Source organism: Acinetobacter sp. 161(2023) (assembly GCF_037027805.1).
In the GTDB taxonomy this organism is placed as follows: Bacteria; Pseudomonadota; Gammaproteobacteria; order Pseudomonadales; family Moraxellaceae; genus Acinetobacter.
This window is the reverse complement of sequence record NZ_JAZEYD010000003.1, coordinates 181,294-196,435: the sequence shown is the minus strand read 5'-3', so window position 1 is coordinate 196,435 and position 15,142 is coordinate 181,294. Positions and strand designations below refer to the sequence as shown.

The window sequence follows — 15,142 nt, the reverse complement described above, 5'->3', positions numbered from 1 at the left end:
CTTTGATCATTGAGAAAAGTTTCAAAATATTGATAAATGTACGCCATGGGTTGTATGAATCATACAATCGAATATCGCCATAACGTTAGACCTGTTCAATGGACAAAAAATAGCGTTAAAATGCGATGTTCTTGTATTTCTACAAACAACTCCTCAATTTTAAATAATTCAAGGAAAGCACAACCCTATGTCACGTCTTGCCACCCGTTTTGAAAAGCTTAAGTCCCAACAACGTAAAGCGCTTGTATCTTATGTCATGGCGGGTGATCCACAACCGCAAGTAACAGTTCCGTTACTGCATAAAATGGTTGCGGCAGGAGTAGATGTCATTGAGCTTGGTTTACCATTTTCAGATCCAATGGCCGATGGTCCAGTAATTGCGCTTGCAGCTGAACGTGCGCTTGCAGCAGGGACTAACACATTAGATGCTCTTAACATGGTAAAGGAGTTCCGTGAACAGGATCAGGATACACCTGTTGTTTTAATGGGTTATCTGAATCCGGTTGAAGTGATTGGTTACGAGAAGTTTATTTCTCATGCGAAACAGTGTGGTGTAGATGGCTTATTGCTGGTGGATTTACCGCCAGAAGAGTCAAAAGAGTTTGCTGCTGTGTTGAAGCAACATGACATGGATCAAATCTTCTTACTCGCGCCAACTTCTACAGACCAACGCATTCAACATGTGGCAAATCAGGCAAGTGGATTTATCTACTATGTTTCACTCAAGGGTGTAACGGGAGCCGCAACACTAGATACGGCAGAAGCTGCTGCACGTATTCAGAAAATCAAAAATGCCACTGATATTCCAGTAGGTGTTGGTTTTGGTATTAGTGATGCTGCTTCAGCAAAAGCAATGGGTAGTGTTGCTGATGCTGTGATTGTAGGTAGTGCTTTCGTTAAAAATTTTGCAACGTTGGCAGCGGATGACGCTGTTGAACAGACGGTGAATAAAGTCAAGGAGCTTCGAGCAGCGCTCGATGAGTTAGTATGAATCAAGAAGTGAAATCAGGGAAAGTTCTTAGCCCTGCGACCCCATGGACAAAGCGTCCGGTTCCAGGTATTGAAGTCGCAAATGAGCAACAAATTCTCAAAGCAACATTTACTGAGCCAACGATTGAATGCCCTGAATGTCATGCTCTAGTGACACGTACAGCAATCTCTTTCAATGCGTATGTTTGTCCGCAGTGTGATGAACACTTACGTATGAAGGCTCGTGATCGTTTGAACTGGTTCTTCGACAATGTAGTAGCAGAATTAGGGCAAGAATTTAGCGCGAAAGATCCGTTAAAGTTTGTCGATACCAAGCCATATCCAGATCGTATGCGTGAAGCGCAAACCAAAACTGGTGAAACGGAAGCGTTAATTGCCATGCAAGGTAATTTAAATGGCGTTGATTTGATTGCATGTGCTTTTGAGTTCGACTTTATGGGCGGCTCTATGGGTACTGTAGTAGGCGACCGTTTTGTTCAGGCTGCTGAACTTGCTATTGAAAAACGTCAACCATTGATCTGTTTCGCAGCTTCTGGTGGTGCACGTATGCAAGAAGGTATGCTGTCTCTTATGCAAATGGCTCGTACTTCAGCGGCAATCCAAAGATTAAAAGATGCAGGTTTACCTTATATCGTGGTGTTAACACATCCTGTATATGGCGGTGTAACAGCTTCTTTAGCAATGTTGGGTGATATTCATATTGCTGAACCTAAAGCGATGATCGGTTTTGCGGGTAAACGTGTAATTGAGCAAACTGTACGTGAAACATTGGAAGAGCCATTCCAACGTGCAGAATATTTGCTTGATCATGGTGTAATCGATCAGATTGTTCATCGTCATGCTTTACGTGATACTGTATCTCGACTTGTATCGAAATTGATGAACTTACCTTGAATCAACAAGCTCCACTTTCAATAGACTCTTTAGATACATGGCTCAATTATTGGAGCCATGTTCACGTTACAGGGATAGATCTTGGTCTGGAACGTGTAATTCCTGTTGCAGAAAAACTGGGTGTCACTCAGCCTACTGCTAAAGTTTTTACAGTCGCCGGAACGAATGGTAAAGGCTCAACTACAACCACACTAGCTGCTATCTTAAATGAGCAGGGTTATAAAGTTGGGTTATATCAGTCACCGCATATCTATCGCTTTAATGAACGAGTCAAATTAGGTGGAGTTGAAGTCGATGATCAAAGTCTGATTGATGCTTTTGTTCAAGTCGATCAGGCTCGTCGCGATTGTGATTTGAGCTTATCTTTTTTTGAAGCAACCACTTTGGCTGCTTTTGTCATTTTTAAACAACAGCAATGCGATGTATGGGTGCTCGAAGTTGGTTTGGGCGGGCGTTTAGATGTCGTTAATGTAATTGATCCCAACGTTGCGATTATTACTAATATTGGCCTAGATCATACCGATTGGTTGGGCGATACGATTGAAAAAATTGCTTTTGAAAAAGCAGGAATTATTCGTCCACAAATTCCAGTTGTTTTTGCTGGCGAACAGCTTTTACCTCAAGCAATTCAAGATAAAGTAGAAAGCACACAAGCAATTTTATATACCGTTAATCGTGATTATTTTTATAAACTCGCCGATGATGGACAAAACTGGTACTTTGCCTCTGAAGGAACCACTTTAAAGCTTCCTTTAGGTCATTTAGCCATTGAAAATATTGCAGGGGCGGTTGCTGCCATTTTAAATAGCGGACTTGAAATTTCTCAGTCTGCTTTAGAAAAAGGTATTCGAGCTGCACGTTTAGCAGGACGTTTTGAACAGCGTCAAGTTGAAGGGAAAACGGTAATTTTTGATGCTGGACACAATCCACATGGTGTTGAATTTTTGTTAAAGCAATTGCGAAATTTCTTAGAATACAATAAACAGTACACAGAAGTTGTCGCAGTATTTTCAATGCTGGCAGATAAAGATATAAAATCAGTAGTCGATTTATTGAAACCTACTGTTTTACATTGGAAAATTGCTGAGTTGAATGTGCCGCGTGCTGCATCAATTCAGCAACTCAATGATGCCTTGCAAGGTCAGACTGTACAACAATATGGCAATATCAAAGAGGCATTTAAATCAGCGCTTGAGCAAACAAATAACAATCAGCTGATTTTGGCCTGTGGTTCGTTTCATACTTTAGAAGCGATTTGGGAGTATTTGGAAGAATGTCAATGAATAACAAACAACGCTGGATGGGTGGTGTTGTTTTACTGGGAGGTGGTGTTTTATTGGCAGCATTACTTCTAAAAGGAAATGAGGAAATAAAACAGGTTGAAGTTCAACCACACGCTTCCACATCACCAAAAACTCAAACTAAGCCAAAGCAAGCAACCGAAGGCCAAATGGTACAACTACAACCTTTAGCGGTTGATGTTGAAACAGAAAAACGTTTGCTGGAAGAACAGCGACGTTCGCGTGAAAAAGCTGTTGCAGAACAGGAAGCACGTGCAGCTGAGTTTTTAGCAATGCAACAGCAAGCTGAAGCCGATGCTGCTCGTAAAGCAGCAGCAGAGTATGCTGCGATTAATGCACGTCGTACAGCTGCTCAAGAAAGTTCAGACAATATTCCACCGGAAGTTGTCGGTAGCGATGGTAAAGTTAAAAATTCACAAGCTGATGTGAATAAAAAATCTGTAGATAGTACAAAAGCAGAAGCTGATAAAAAAGCAACTGAAGCAAAACGCCAAGCGGAAGCTGATAAAAAGGCAGCTGAAGCAAAACACAAAAAAGAAGCTGATAAAAAGGCAACTGAAGAAAAACGCCAAGCAGAAGCTGATAAAAAGGCAGCTGAAGAAAAACGCCAAGCAGAAGCTGATAAAAAGGCAACTGAAGCAAAACACCAAGCAGAAGCTGATAAAAAGGCAGCTGAAGCAAAACACAAAAAAGAAGCTGATAAAAAGGCAGCTGAAGCAAAACATAAAGCAGAACATGAGAAAAAAGTTGAGGCTGAAAAAGCGCGTGAACTGCTGGAAAATGGTGATAAAAAGTGGATGGTGCAAGTTGCATTGGCTGCTAACCAAGCAAATGCAGATTCAGTTGTTTCTAAATTACGAGCTAAAGGCTATAAGGTAACTACGAGCCAAACTAGCAAGGGAATCCGTATTATGGTAGGACCCGCGAAAGACCGTGATACAGCAGATGCAGCCCGTAAGAAAATTACGTCTGACTCAAGTTTAAATATGAAATCGGCTTGGGTCATTGACTGGGTACCGTTAGACCAACGCTAGTCACATTAAAGTTTACACTCAAAAGTCATTAAGATGGATTCGACAGTTGCTGTTGAATCCATTTTACATTTTTAGGGGTAAATAAATGGTCAATATTTTTCCATATAATATGGTAGCCATAACCACCTTCTTTCATTTCTTTAACCGCATCATCAATTGCCCAATTCTCAAAAATAATGCGATACATGGCAACGCTGGCGCCTGTACGGTCTGAACCATGGTAGCAGTGCAATAAAACACGTTGATTATTCTGCTTGGCAATCTTAATTTGTTGCATGACCTCTAATAGATCTTGTCGGTCAATTGCCCAAGTATTGATAGGAATATGCACAAGTTTAAATTTTTCATTTTTAAATACTAAATTATCTGATTCTTTAGCTCTTAAATTAATGATCGTTCCAATTTGATGGTTCTTTAACTCGGGAATCATAGCTGCATCAGGTTGTTCACTGCGAAAAACATCACTACTCACTTGATAAAAATTATGACTCTGAGAGACTAAAGTACCCCAGTCTTTTGGCCTATTTTCATAGGCAATACTTTCATGTTGCATACATCCTTGTAAATTTATACATATGACAAGTGTGATGAGCGATAATTTTTTCATATTTGATACCGATTAAGCTCATAAGGATCATGAGCACAAATTATTTCAATGGTTGGCTCATGTTGAGCTAAATGCTGTAAGCGTTTGAGGTTAACATGACGTTTCTCATTATCCTCTGCAAATGTTTTTTCCAGCAAACTGAGTGATCTTAATTTATTTCTAGGGTTTAACTCTAGATGTGAGTAGTAAGCATCTCCACAAAATAATAACCATTGATTTTGTTGCTTTATGGCAATACCACAATGACCAGCTGAATGCCCCAATAGAGGTATCATTAAAATTTCATCTTGGAACAGAGGAAAGCCTTTTACCTTTTCGAGGTTAAACCATGCTTCACCTTGCTGATATTCAACAAAGTTCCAGTAGCGATGATCTTTATATTGATTGGTTCTATAACGAAGTTTTCCCTTAAAATTTGGAAGTTGCGCTGCGTTATATTCTGCAGCTAAAACATGCACAGTGGCATGTGGAAAATCTGAAATTCCACCTGCATGATCAAAATCAAGATGAGTGACAAAGATGTGTTGTACATCCTTCGGATTAAACCCGAGCTTTTGGATTTGTTGAATGGCACTAAACTCAAGGTTAGGCTCAATTTTACCTAACCGTTTAACTAATGAGCCTAGGCGCTGTTTCATATGTAAGTAATCTTGCAAGCCAAAGCCTGTATCAATAAGCACTAAGCCTCGATCAGTTTCAACCAGAAGGCAATGACAGACGACTTCAGCTCGAAAGCCTTTTTGTCCAAAGAGTGGGGCGCAAACTGGGCACATGCTGCCACACTTTAAATGATGAATTTTATAGATCATGATTTTTATTTTTTATACCGAATCGCTTCGAGTTATAACTGATCTGAGCAGTAAAAACCATGTGTATTCAATACATAAAAAAAGCCATCGCGTTGGATGACTTTTTAAAGTGAGAATATTTGCCTACGTACTTCGTTTGTCTTGTAGGGAGTCTTTCAGATGCTTGCCTACGCACTTTGCTTGTCTTGCAAGGAACCTTTCAGATGCCTGCCTACGCGCTTCGCTTATCTTGCAAGGAACCTTTCAGATGCTTGCCTACGTGCTTCGCTTGTCTTGTAGCCAACTTTTCAAGTGTTTGCCTACGCACTTCGTTTGTCTTGCGCTTCGATTAAAGCCTTTAAAAGGCTTTAATCTTGCTCAGGTTGTGGTGTTAGGCGTAAATAAGGCTTAACCGCTGTATAACCTTTAGGGAAGCGTTGTTTAATTTCTTCTTCATCTTTAAGTGATGGCACAATCACTACATCTTCGCCGTGCTGCCAGTTCGCTGGTGTAGCGACTTTATGCTTGTCAGTTAATTGTAATGAGTCAACCACACGTAAGACTTCATTAAAATTTCGACCTGTTGAAGCAGGGTAGGTAATAATTAAGCGAACTTTTTTATTAGGATCAATAATCACTAAAGAACGCACTGTGAGTGTTTCACTGGCATTAGGATGGATAAAACCATAGAGCTCAGATACTTTACGATCTTTATCCGCAATGATTGGAAAATTTACCGTTGTGTTTTGTGTTTCATTAATATCGTTGATCCAGCCCTTATGAGACTCTACATCGTCTACGGACAAAGCAATCGCTTTAACATTACGCTTCGTAAATTCATCTTTTAATTTTGCTGTGTAGCCTAATTCTGTTGTACATACTGGCGTATAGTCGGCTGGATGTGAAAATAAGATTCCCCAACTATCACCTAAAAAATCATAAAAATGAATAGTACCTTCGCTCGATTCTTGTTGAAAATCGGGGGCAGTGTCTCCTAATCGTAGTGTCATGGTCGTTCCTTAATTGCTCATAATTTGTTATGTGTTCTAATAAATATGCAGCATTTACTTTATGATTAAAATTATTGTTTTTGTATTTTATTATGAACTTTTTATATAAGTGTAAATATATATGACTAAAACTCATTATTTTATGTGCTTAATCAATGTAACTTTAAGGTAAATTTGCTAAATTAGATTTCTCGGAAGTTATGCTTAATAGATGAGCGTTAATGCTACGTTTTTAGGTGCAAGGCGCATTACGGGGGACTAGATGAATGATAAAACCATTCGTCTAACTATCAGATTTTTTTTAGGGGTTTTGTGCAAACCCCTTGTACTTCAAATTTCTGGCACCATAATAAACGACTGAGAAAAAGTTTATTCATTTGACCAAGCAAGATTTAGAGAGTTTATCCATGTTGGCAAGTCTGATCGGAGGTATCTTCGGTACAAAAAATGAGCGCGAACTCAAACGAATGCGCAAAATTGTTGAGCAAATCAATGCGCTCGAGCCGACGATATCAGCTTTAAGCGATGCAGACTTATCTGCAAAAACTCCAGAATTCAAACAACGTTATAATAATGGCGAAAGTTTAGATAAATTACTTCCAGAAGCGTTTGCAGTTTGTCGTGAAGCAGCCAAACGTGTAATGGGCATGCGTCACTACGACGTTCAGCTTATTGGTGGTATTACCTTACATGAAGGTAAAATTGCCGAAATGCGTACCGGTGAAGGTAAAACCCTGATGGGTACTTTGGCGTGTTATTTAAACGCATTAAGTGGCGAAGGCGTTCATGTCATTACTGTGAACGATTATTTGGCACAGCGTGATGCTGAGTTAAACCGCCCATTATTTGAATTTTTGGGTTTATCAATTGGTACAATCTTTTCAATGCAAGGCCCGTCTGAAAAGGCGGAAGCTTATCTTGCTGATATTACCTATGGTACCAATAACGAATTCGGTTTTGACTACTTACGTGACAACATGGTGTTTTCTTTAGCAGAAAAGAAACAACGTGGTTTGCACTATGCCATTATCGATGAAGTTGACTCAATCTTGATTGATGAAGCACGTACACCATTAATTATTTCTGGTCAAAGTGAAGACTCTTCGCATCTATATTCTGCAATTAATTCGATTCCCCCTAAATTAAAGCCGCAAAAAGAAGAAAAAGTGGCAGATGGTGGGCATTTCTGGATTGATGAAAAGCAGCGTTCAGTTGAAATGACCGAAATTGGTTATGAAACTGTTGAGCAAGAACTTATTCAAATGGGATTGTTGGCTGAAGGTGAAAGCCTATATTCAGCAACAAATCTGAGCCTTGTTCATCATGTGTCTGCTGCTATTCGTGCACATTTCTTATTCCAACGCGATGTTCACTATATTATTCATGATGGTGAAGTCGTGATTGTTGACGAACACACTGGCCGTACAATGCCAGGTCGTCGTTGGTCAGAAGGTTTGCATCAAGCAGTTGAAGCGAAAGAAGGTTTAGAAATTCAGCCTGAAAACCAGACACTAGCGACCACAACATTCCAGAACTATTTCCGTCTATATAAAAAGCTTTCAGGTATGACAGGTACTGCTGATACTGAAGCTGCGGAAATGAAAGAAATTTATGGCCTTGATGTTGTGATTATTCCAACTCATCGACCAATGGTACGTAATGACCAAAACGATTTAATTTATTTAAACCGTAACGGTAAATATGACGCGATTATTCAGGAAATTACGAATATTCGTGAGCAAGGTGTAGCACCGATTCTTATTGGTACAGCGACCATTGAAGCCAGTGAAATTTTATCTTCTAAGTTAATGCAAGCAGGTATTCATCACGAAGTGTTGAATGCAAAGCAACATGAGCGTGAAGCCGATATTATTGCTCAAGCGGGTAGCCCGAATGCAGTAACGATTGCAACCAACATGGCTGGTCGTGGTACGGACATTATCTTGGGTGGTAACTGGAAAGCGAAACTTGCCAAGCTTGAAAACCATACGGCTGAAGATGAAGCACATCTGAAAGCACAATGGGAACAAGACCATGAAGATGTATTGAAATCAGGTGGTTTGCACATCATTGGTTCTGAGCGCCATGAATCACGCCGTATTGATAACCAGTTACGTGGTCGTGCGGGCCGTCAGGGTGACCCAGGTGTTTCTCGTTTCTATTTGTCTCTTGAAGATGACTTGATGCGTATTTTCGCAGGTGACCGCGTAGTTGGAATGATGCGTGCGATGGGTCTCCAAGAAAATGAAGCAATTGAACACAAAATGGTGAGTCGTTCAATCGAGAACGCTCAGCGTAAAGTTGAAGCGCGTAACTTTGATATTCGTAAAAACTTATTGAAATACGATGATGTGAATAATGAACAACGTAAGATCATTTATTCACAACGTGATGAAGTGTTAGCTGAAAATACTTTAAAAGAATACGTTGAAGAAATGCATCATGAAGTGATGAAAGGCGTGATTACTAACTTTATTCCACCTGAGTCAATTCATGACCAGTGGGATGTTGAAGGTTTAGAAAACGCTCTACGTATTGATTTGGGTATTGAGCTTCCAATTCAAGAGTGGTTAGACCAAGATCGTCGTCTAGATGAAGAAGGTTTAGTTGAGCGAATCAGTGATGAAGTGATTGAGCGTTATCGTCAGCGTCGCGCTCAAATGGGTGATGAATCAGCAGCAATGCTAGAACGTCACTTCGTTTTAAACTCTCTTGATCGCCATTGGAAAGATCACTTAGCTGCAATGGATTATTTGCGTCAAGGTATCCATTTACGTGGCTATGCGCAAAAGAACCCTGAACAGGAATACAAGAAAGAAGCTTTCAACCTGTTTGTAAATATGCTGAGCATTATTAAAACTGATGTTGTGACTGATTTGTCTCGTGTACACATTCCAACACCAGAAGAACTTGCAGAAATGGAAGCTCAACAGCAGCAGCAAGCTGAATCAATGAAGCTTTCTTTTGAACATGATGACGTAGATGGGTTAACTGGTGAAGTTACACTTTCTCAAGAAAGCATGAACGAGTCTAACGATCAGCAAGCTTTCCCTGTTCCAGAAAGCCGTAATGCACCATGCCCATGTGGGTCTGGACTAAAATATAAACAATGTCACGGTAAGATTTAATCTGCCTTAACGAAAAAAAGCAGAACAATTGTTCTGCTTTTTTTATGTTTGTAGTAAGCCTGTGAATAATGTTTGCAGTTTTAAGTATTAAATGCTATTTACTTCTCATCCAGAGTGTATGTTGGAAAGACAATGAAAAAAGTATTACAACCTTTATTTTTAACTGTTCTTGCTGTGCCTAGTTTGGTTTTTGCAGCAGAAGCAGCTTCAGCCCCTCAAACGACAACGGTTGATAAAGTACTTGCAGCAAAAGGCCCAACTTCGGCTCAAGCTGTAGTGAAGCAAGAAAATACAACAGTGATTAGTCCGCGTACAGGCATTCGCTATACGTTAGGCAATACAGGTAATCGCCCAATTATTTTACAAACGACTGCGATTGCTCCGGCAAACTCAGCAAATATTAATCGTATTGTGGCAACTAACCCTGCTTTATCTGCGAAGAGCCAAGAGAAAGCTAAAGTTGCACTCATTGGTGAAGCTGCTGTAGCAGGATCAGCGGCAGTTGCAGCAAGCAATGTAGCAGCTCCAGCTGTAACAAATAGCGTTGCAGCTGCGAACCCAGCATCAATAAATTAAGTCATATATTTATAAAAAAGCCGGTCAATTATGAACCGGCTTTTTTATATGAGAATTTCTAATTTTAGATCTGATTATTCACATCATCATTTTTTGTTTCACGAATGAATAAGAAAGCGACGAGTGATAAAAGTGATGCAGCAGTAAGATAATAACCAACAGCATATAAACCATAAGTTTCAGCAAGCTTAGTAGCAATGAGTGGTGCAAATGATGCACCAAAAATGCCTGCCAAGTTAAACGTTAATGCTGAACCTGTGTAACGAACTGAGGTTGGGAAAAGTTCAGAAAGAACTGTACCAATCGGACCATAGGTCAACCCCATAATCGCCAAGCCTGTACATAAGAACAGGAAGACGATTAACGTATTTCCAGACTCTAACATACTAGAGAAGAACAAGCCGAAAATTGCAGCAGCAATACAGACGCCAATAGACGTGGTTTTACGACCAAATTTTTCTGCAAAAATAGCTGATAAAGGAATGAATGCAGCAAAGCAAAGGGTGGCAAAGAGTTGAAGTTCTAAGAATTCACCACGCGCATAGCCAAGCTTAGTGGTTCCCCAGTTTAAGGCAAATACGGTCGTAAGATAGAACACGACGAACGTACAGATTGCTGCAATCGTGCCAAGAATAAGTTTACCTGTGTGTTTGGTTAAGACTTCTTTAAATGGAATATTTACTTCTTTTTGTTTATCTAAAACTTTTTGGAATGCTGGAGTCTCATGGAGTTTTAAACGGATATATAAGCCCACAATCACTAATACAGCACTTGCAATAAAGGGAATACGCCAGCCCCATTGCATGAATGCTTGCTCAGGAATAGTCGCACTCAATAATAAAAATGAACCAGTTGCCAAAATAAAGCCAATTGGAGCACCGAGTTGCGGGAACATACCATACCAGGCTCTTTTGCCTTCAGGTGCATTTTCAGTCGCGAGTAAAACGGCACCACTCCATTCGCCCCCTAATCCTAAACCTTGTCCTAAACGGCATAAAGCCAATAGTAAAGGCGCAGCAAGACCAATTTGTGCATAGGTTGGAAGTAAGCCAATACATACTGTTGAAATACCCATGGTGAGCAAAGCTGCAACCAATGTGGCTTTTCGGCCAATACGGTCTCCTAAATGGCCGAATATTGCTGCACCGATGGGGCGTGCAATAAAGGCAATTGCGAAGGTTGCTAAAGATTGTAAGACTGCGGCACTGCCACTACTAGCAGGGAAAAACAGGTGAGGAAAAATAAGAACGGCAGCAGTTGCATAGATATAAAAGTCGAAGAACTCAATGGTTGTACCGACTAAGCTTGCAAACAAAACCCGCGTTTTTGAATTAGTGGCTACTGCCGGAGCAGCCGCCGCAGAGGTTGAATCCATATAAAACCTTATATCAGTTAAAATTTATTTTTAATTTACTATTCCTTTTAAAGACGTATTTTTCTAAAAGAATAGCGTGAAAGAACATCATCCATGACTCTTTCAGGATCACTGAATAAGAGTGAAAAATGAACTAAACTATGTACCAATAGATCGCAAGAAAATGTGCTCCTGCACCTAAAAGCACAAAAATGTGCCAGATCGCATGGGTATATCTTACCTTTTTTAACGCGTAAAACAATGCTCCAACCGTATAAGCTAATCCGCCAATAATCAAGAAAATCAATGCGTCTTTACTTAAATAAGTGCGCATGTCATCCATTACAAAAACGGCGAGCCATCCCATTAAAATATAAGCCAGCAAAGAAATTTTTTGAAAACGATGAATAAAAACTAACTTGAAAAGTGTACCAATTGCAGCGATGCTCCAAAGTGCAATTAGCAGATAGTGAGCTTTTGTAGTAGGAATTGCGATACTTAAGAAAGGGGTATACGTTCCGGCAATTAAATAATAAATAGCTGTATGGTCAAGCTTTTTATACCAGTAGCGTAGATTTTGTGTTTGAGCAAAGTGATAAAGTGTAGAGCTGGTGAAAACCAGAATGAGACTAAATGAATATACCCATAAACCAATCCATTGAGCAGTTGAAAGATAAGACCCCTTCATAATTAAAAAGATAGAAGCAACAACTGCCATAACGACACCAGCCCCATGGCTGTAGGCATTAAATAGTTCTTCTTTAGGATCGTAAGTTTCCAACATAGATTTACTCATAAGTTTAATTTTTTTGATTAAAAATACGAATGTATAGAAATACAAAACAGTCGTAAAGTTATTTTATTTTTAATCCTAGACCCTTTAAACTTCTATCTTATATGAGTCTTCATTTTTAGGTATATCCGTGTCGGTTTTTTCCTTTGAGCAAGAACAGCAATTCTTCCATGAAATTAAGCAAATGCTTGATCAACAAACTTTTGAGCGTTTGATCTTGAGCCAATATAAGGGAGAGTTGGAACAACTGGAAAAAATCACTTTCCGCGTTGTAGAGTTACATGGGCAAAAACAGCTTTCAGCTTTATATCATCATACTACCCAAGATGTGACTAAAAATTATTCATTTGAAGAAGGCTTGCAACAGATTGAGCAATTAATCATTCAATGTAAACAAGCGAATTTATTCTCAACTAATCAAGAAATTCAACTCAAGAAAAATAAGAAAAAAGCCCTATTAAATATGGGTAAAAAGCAGGCAGTAAATGCGACACAAACGATTCAGGCACATGATCGTGAAAAGCAACGCTATGTACAGCAGGGTAATGCATTTTTAAAAGAGCTTGGTATTACCGATGAAAAAGGCCAAATCATTCCAAGCATGGCGCGTAAATGGAAACAGATTAATAAATTTATTGAAATTTTTGCGAGCGCTTATGAACAAATTGATGCATCTCAACAAGAATTACGGATTGTCGATTTTGGTTCGGGGAAAGGTTATTTAACTTTTGCTTTGTATGATTATTTGCAAGAGCAGCAGAAAACCCCATTGATTACTGGTGTTGAATTGCGCCCGAATCTGGTTGAGTTTTGCCAGAATGTTGCAGACAAAGTGCACTTTAACCATCTAGACTTTTTTGAAGGTGACGTACGTAGTTATCAGCCAGAAAAACTAGACGTTATGATTGCCTTACACGCGTGTGATATTGCGACTGACTTTGCCATTCATACTGGAATTCGTTTAAATGCTTCAATGATTATGTGCGCGCCGTGTTGTCACAAAGAGTTACGCCCACAATTACATAGTCCAGAAGTTTTACAACCAATGCTACAGTTTGGTATTCATGCGGGGCAACAAGCCGAGATGCTGACCGATACGTTGCGTGCATTACTTTTAAAAGCGTATGGCTATGAAACTAAAGTTTTTGAGTTTGTATCGCTTGAACATACCAGTAAAAATAAAATGATTTTGGCGACGAAACGCAAAAACGTTTCTGAACCTGATGCCAAGATTATGGCTCAAATCCAAGCACTCAAAGCGATGTATGGAATAGAAAAACAAAGTCTTGAATTGTTATTACAAGACCAGCTACCAATCGAAAATATTGGGTGTAAATGCTAGGAGGGTGAACGGATGTTGAGAATTATAGCGGGTAGTTGGGAACAGCTTGAGCAAGATGCGAAATACATCCGTGAGCAAGTCTTTATTCAAGAGCAGGGAATTGCGCCTGAAGATGAATGGGACGATTTGGATGCTGTGGTTCTACATTTTATTATCTATGACAAAGAGCAGCCTATCGCTACAGCACGTTTGTTGCCACAGCATAGCGTGGGGCGTGTTGCTGTTTTAGTGCCTTATCGAAAGCAGGGTATTGGTAAAATTTTAATGCAGCATATTATTGACTATGCACGTAGTCATAAACTGCCTTATTTAAAGCTTTCAGCACAAACGTATGTGACTGCTTTTTACGAAGCTCTAGGTTTTCATGTGCAAGGTGAAGTTTACGAAGACTGCGGTATTCCACATATTGATATGATTTTAGAGTTAAATTGAGACTTCTTTTTAGAAATCTCAATTTGGATTTACTTCATGGCATTCCAGCTTTCAATTGCTTGTAGCCCTGTTTCTAAGCCGACTTCATAACTGTAACGAAGCTTTTTAGGATTAGTGCTTAAACGACCAGCCATATTTTTAAGTAGCGGTGGGCAAACTTCTAAAATTTGCTGTTCTGGGTTGGAACCACGGACAAAATCTACTGAAGCATTATATCTGGCACAACGGCTACGTAAGCTGTTTGCAAAACCATAATGATGTTTAAACGCATATTTCGCGAGGAATTGATCCCCTCTACTACTGGCTTTAAAGTAATTTTTCGGGCGAGTGCGTAAAACTAATAGTTTTTTGACATCACTTTGCTGAGCCGTCCAGCGAACAGGTAAGGCATCTGCAACACCGCCATCAAAGTATGGTTCACCCATAATATCGACGGGATGACGTGTTAAAACCGGAATCGAGCTAGACGCACGAAGCGCATTTAGCAAATTGTCTTTACCCGCACGAAGATATTCAGCATGACCTGTTTTGGCATGCGTCAACACCATATAAAAATCAGGATTTTTAGCAAACAGACTTTGCTGATCAAGTGGATGTTCTTTTTCACCAACTTCCCACATCCATTCTAAATCAAGTAAATCTCCGCCTTTAAAAAAGCGTTTGTAATCGATAAATTCAGGACGGAGGGAGTGATCAGTGTAAAACGTTAACGTGCGCCCTTGTTGACCTGCTAAGTAATTTGCAACGTTGGTTGAACCAGATGATACTCCAACGTATAGATCGAAAGGATTGAACTGTTGCTGTAAAAAAGCATCAAGTACGCCACTGGTAAAGGCACCACGCATGCCTCCACCCTCTACAACAAGTGCATTACGGGAAAAATCTGTCATTTG

General features: G+C 39.7%; 14 protein-coding genes. 8 read left to right on the top strand and 6 right to left on the bottom strand.

Annotation, left to right across the window (positions count from 1 at the left end; all coding sequences use genetic code 11):
- Positions 1 to 187: 187 nt before the first annotated feature.
- From trpA to WA249_RS04045, 4 genes are read left to right on the top strand one after another with little or no spacing between them, the layout of a single operon-like run.
- Positions 188 to 991, top strand: a complete 804-nt coding sequence (trpA, locus tag WA249_RS04060; protein WP_004638922.1) for a tryptophan synthase subunit alpha — start codon at positions 188 to 190, stop codon at positions 989 to 991.
- Positions 988 to 1,884 carry an acetyl-CoA carboxylase, carboxyltransferase subunit beta gene (gene accD, locus WA249_RS04055; protein WP_336166579.1) on the top strand — a complete coding sequence of 299 codons (897 nt, stop codon included), beginning with the start codon at positions 988 to 990 and terminating at the stop codon, positions 1,882 to 1,884. The genes trpA and accD overlap by 4 nt, the downstream gene beginning before the upstream one ends.
- Entirely contained in the window at positions 1,881 to 3,167 is a 1,287-nt protein-coding gene (gene folC, locus WA249_RS04050; protein ID WP_336166578.1) for a bifunctional tetrahydrofolate synthase/dihydrofolate synthase, read from the top strand. Before accD ends, folC begins: the two co-directional genes overlap by 4 nt.
- Complete coding sequence (locus tag WA249_RS04045; protein ID WP_336166577.1) at positions 3,158 to 4,219, top strand: SPOR domain-containing protein; 1,062 nt, start codon at positions 3,158 to 3,160, stop codon at positions 4,217 to 4,219. Before folC ends, WA249_RS04045 begins: the two co-directional genes overlap by 10 nt.
- Positions 4,220 to 4,247: 28 nt before the next feature.
- On the opposite strand, the gene WA249_RS04040 is transcribed toward WA249_RS04045, so the two are convergent.
- From WA249_RS04040 to WA249_RS04030, 3 genes are all read right to left on the bottom strand, one after another.
- Entirely contained in the window at positions 4,248 to 4,826 is a 579-nt protein-coding gene (locus tag WA249_RS04040; protein WP_336166576.1) for a dual specificity protein phosphatase family protein, read from the bottom strand.
- On the bottom strand, positions 4,823 to 5,635 hold the full coding sequence (locus tag WA249_RS04035) for an MBL fold metallo-hydrolase (protein WP_336166575.1): 813 nt from the start codon (positions 5,633 to 5,635) through the stop codon (positions 4,823 to 4,825). Before WA249_RS04035 ends, WA249_RS04040 begins: the two co-directional genes overlap by 4 nt.
- A gap of 347 nt (positions 5,636 to 5,982) precedes the next feature.
- Complete coding sequence (locus WA249_RS04030; protein ID WP_336166574.1) at positions 5,983 to 6,624, bottom strand: peroxiredoxin; 642 nt, start codon at positions 6,622 to 6,624, stop codon at positions 5,983 to 5,985.
- Positions 6,625 to 7,031: 407 nt separating this feature from the next.
- Here WA249_RS04030 and secA point away from each other — a divergent pair, with 407 nt between their 5' ends.
- Together secA and WA249_RS04020 are read left to right on the top strand one after the other, a co-directional pair.
- Positions 7,032 to 9,752 carry a preprotein translocase subunit SecA gene (gene secA / locus WA249_RS04025; protein ID WP_336166573.1) on the top strand — a complete coding sequence of 907 codons (2,721 nt, stop codon included), beginning with the start codon at positions 7,032 to 7,034 and terminating at the stop codon, positions 9,750 to 9,752.
- A 132-nt stretch (positions 9,753 to 9,884) separates the two neighbouring features.
- On the top strand, positions 9,885 to 10,328 hold the full coding sequence (locus tag WA249_RS04020) for a hypothetical protein (protein WP_336166572.1): 444 nt from the start codon (positions 9,885 to 9,887) through the stop codon (positions 10,326 to 10,328).
- A gap of 64 nt (positions 10,329 to 10,392) precedes the next feature.
- On the opposite strand, the gene WA249_RS04015 is transcribed toward WA249_RS04020, so the two are convergent.
- Complete coding sequence (locus WA249_RS04015) at positions 10,393 to 11,703, bottom strand: MFS transporter (protein WP_336166571.1); 1,311 nt, start codon at positions 11,701 to 11,703, stop codon at positions 10,393 to 10,395.
- 133 nt (positions 11,704 to 11,836) lie between these two features.
- Positions 11,837 to 12,478, bottom strand: a complete 642-nt coding sequence (gene trhA, locus WA249_RS04010) for a PAQR family membrane homeostasis protein TrhA (protein ID WP_336166570.1) — start codon at positions 12,476 to 12,478, stop codon at positions 11,837 to 11,839.
- Between the two features lie 127 nt (positions 12,479 to 12,605).
- Here trhA and WA249_RS04005 point away from each other — a divergent pair, with 127 nt between their 5' ends.
- Together WA249_RS04005 and WA249_RS04000 are read left to right on the top strand one after the other, a co-directional pair.
- Positions 12,606 to 13,817, top strand: coding sequence for a class I SAM-dependent methyltransferase (locus WA249_RS04005; protein ID WP_336166569.1), 1,212 nt, complete (start codon positions 12,606 to 12,608; stop codon positions 13,815 to 13,817).
- Positions 13,818 to 13,829: 12 nt separating this feature from the next.
- On the top strand, positions 13,830 to 14,249 hold the full coding sequence (locus WA249_RS04000; RefSeq protein WP_336166568.1) for a GNAT family N-acetyltransferase: 420 nt from the start codon (positions 13,830 to 13,832) through the stop codon (positions 14,247 to 14,249).
- Positions 14,250 to 14,278: 29 nt separating this feature from the next.
- Here WA249_RS04000 and WA249_RS03995 read toward each other — a convergent pair whose 3' ends face one another.
- On the bottom strand, positions 14,279 to 15,139 hold the full coding sequence (locus WA249_RS03995; protein ID WP_336166567.1) for a patatin-like phospholipase family protein: 861 nt from the start codon (positions 15,137 to 15,139) through the stop codon (positions 14,279 to 14,281).
- Positions 15,140 to 15,142 lie beyond the last annotated feature (3 nt).

Excerpts from the sequence above, each read along its gene's own strand:
- trpA (WP_004638922.1), top strand. The coding sequence starts at position 188 with ATGTCACGTCTTGCCACCCGTTTTGAAAAGCTTAAGTCCCAACAACGT.
- accD (WP_336166579.1), top strand. The coding sequence starts at position 988 with ATGAATCAAGAAGTGAAATCAGGGAAAGTTCTTAGCCCTGCGACCCCA.
- WA249_RS04045 (WP_336166577.1), top strand. The coding sequence starts at position 3,158 with ATGTCAATGAATAACAAACAACGCTGGATGGGTGGTGTTGTTTTACTG.
- WA249_RS04040 (WP_336166576.1), bottom strand. The coding sequence starts at position 4,826 with ATGAAAAAATTATCGCTCATCACACTTGTCATATGTATAAATTTACAA.
- WA249_RS04035 (WP_336166575.1), bottom strand. The coding sequence starts at position 5,635 with ATGATCTATAAAATTCATCATTTAAAGTGTGGCAGCATGTGCCCAGTT.
- WA249_RS04030 (WP_336166574.1), bottom strand. The coding sequence starts at position 6,624 with ATGACACTACGATTAGGAGACACTGCCCCCGATTTTCAACAAGAATCG.
- secA (WP_336166573.1), top strand. The coding sequence starts at position 7,032 with ATGTTGGCAAGTCTGATCGGAGGTATCTTCGGTACAAAAAATGAGCGC.
- WA249_RS04020 (WP_336166572.1), top strand. The coding sequence starts at position 9,885 with ATGAAAAAAGTATTACAACCTTTATTTTTAACTGTTCTTGCTGTGCCT.
- WA249_RS04015 (WP_336166571.1), bottom strand. The coding sequence starts at position 11,703 with ATGGATTCAACCTCTGCGGCGGCTGCTCCGGCAGTAGCCACTAATTCA.
- trhA (WP_336166570.1), bottom strand. The coding sequence starts at position 12,478 with ATGAGTAAATCTATGTTGGAAACTTACGATCCTAAAGAAGAACTATTT.
- WA249_RS04000 (WP_336166568.1), top strand. The coding sequence starts at position 13,830 with ATGTTGAGAATTATAGCGGGTAGTTGGGAACAGCTTGAGCAAGATGCG.
- WA249_RS03995 (WP_336166567.1), bottom strand. The coding sequence starts at position 15,139 with ATGACAGATTTTTCCCGTAATGCACTTGTTGTAGAGGGTGGAGGCATG.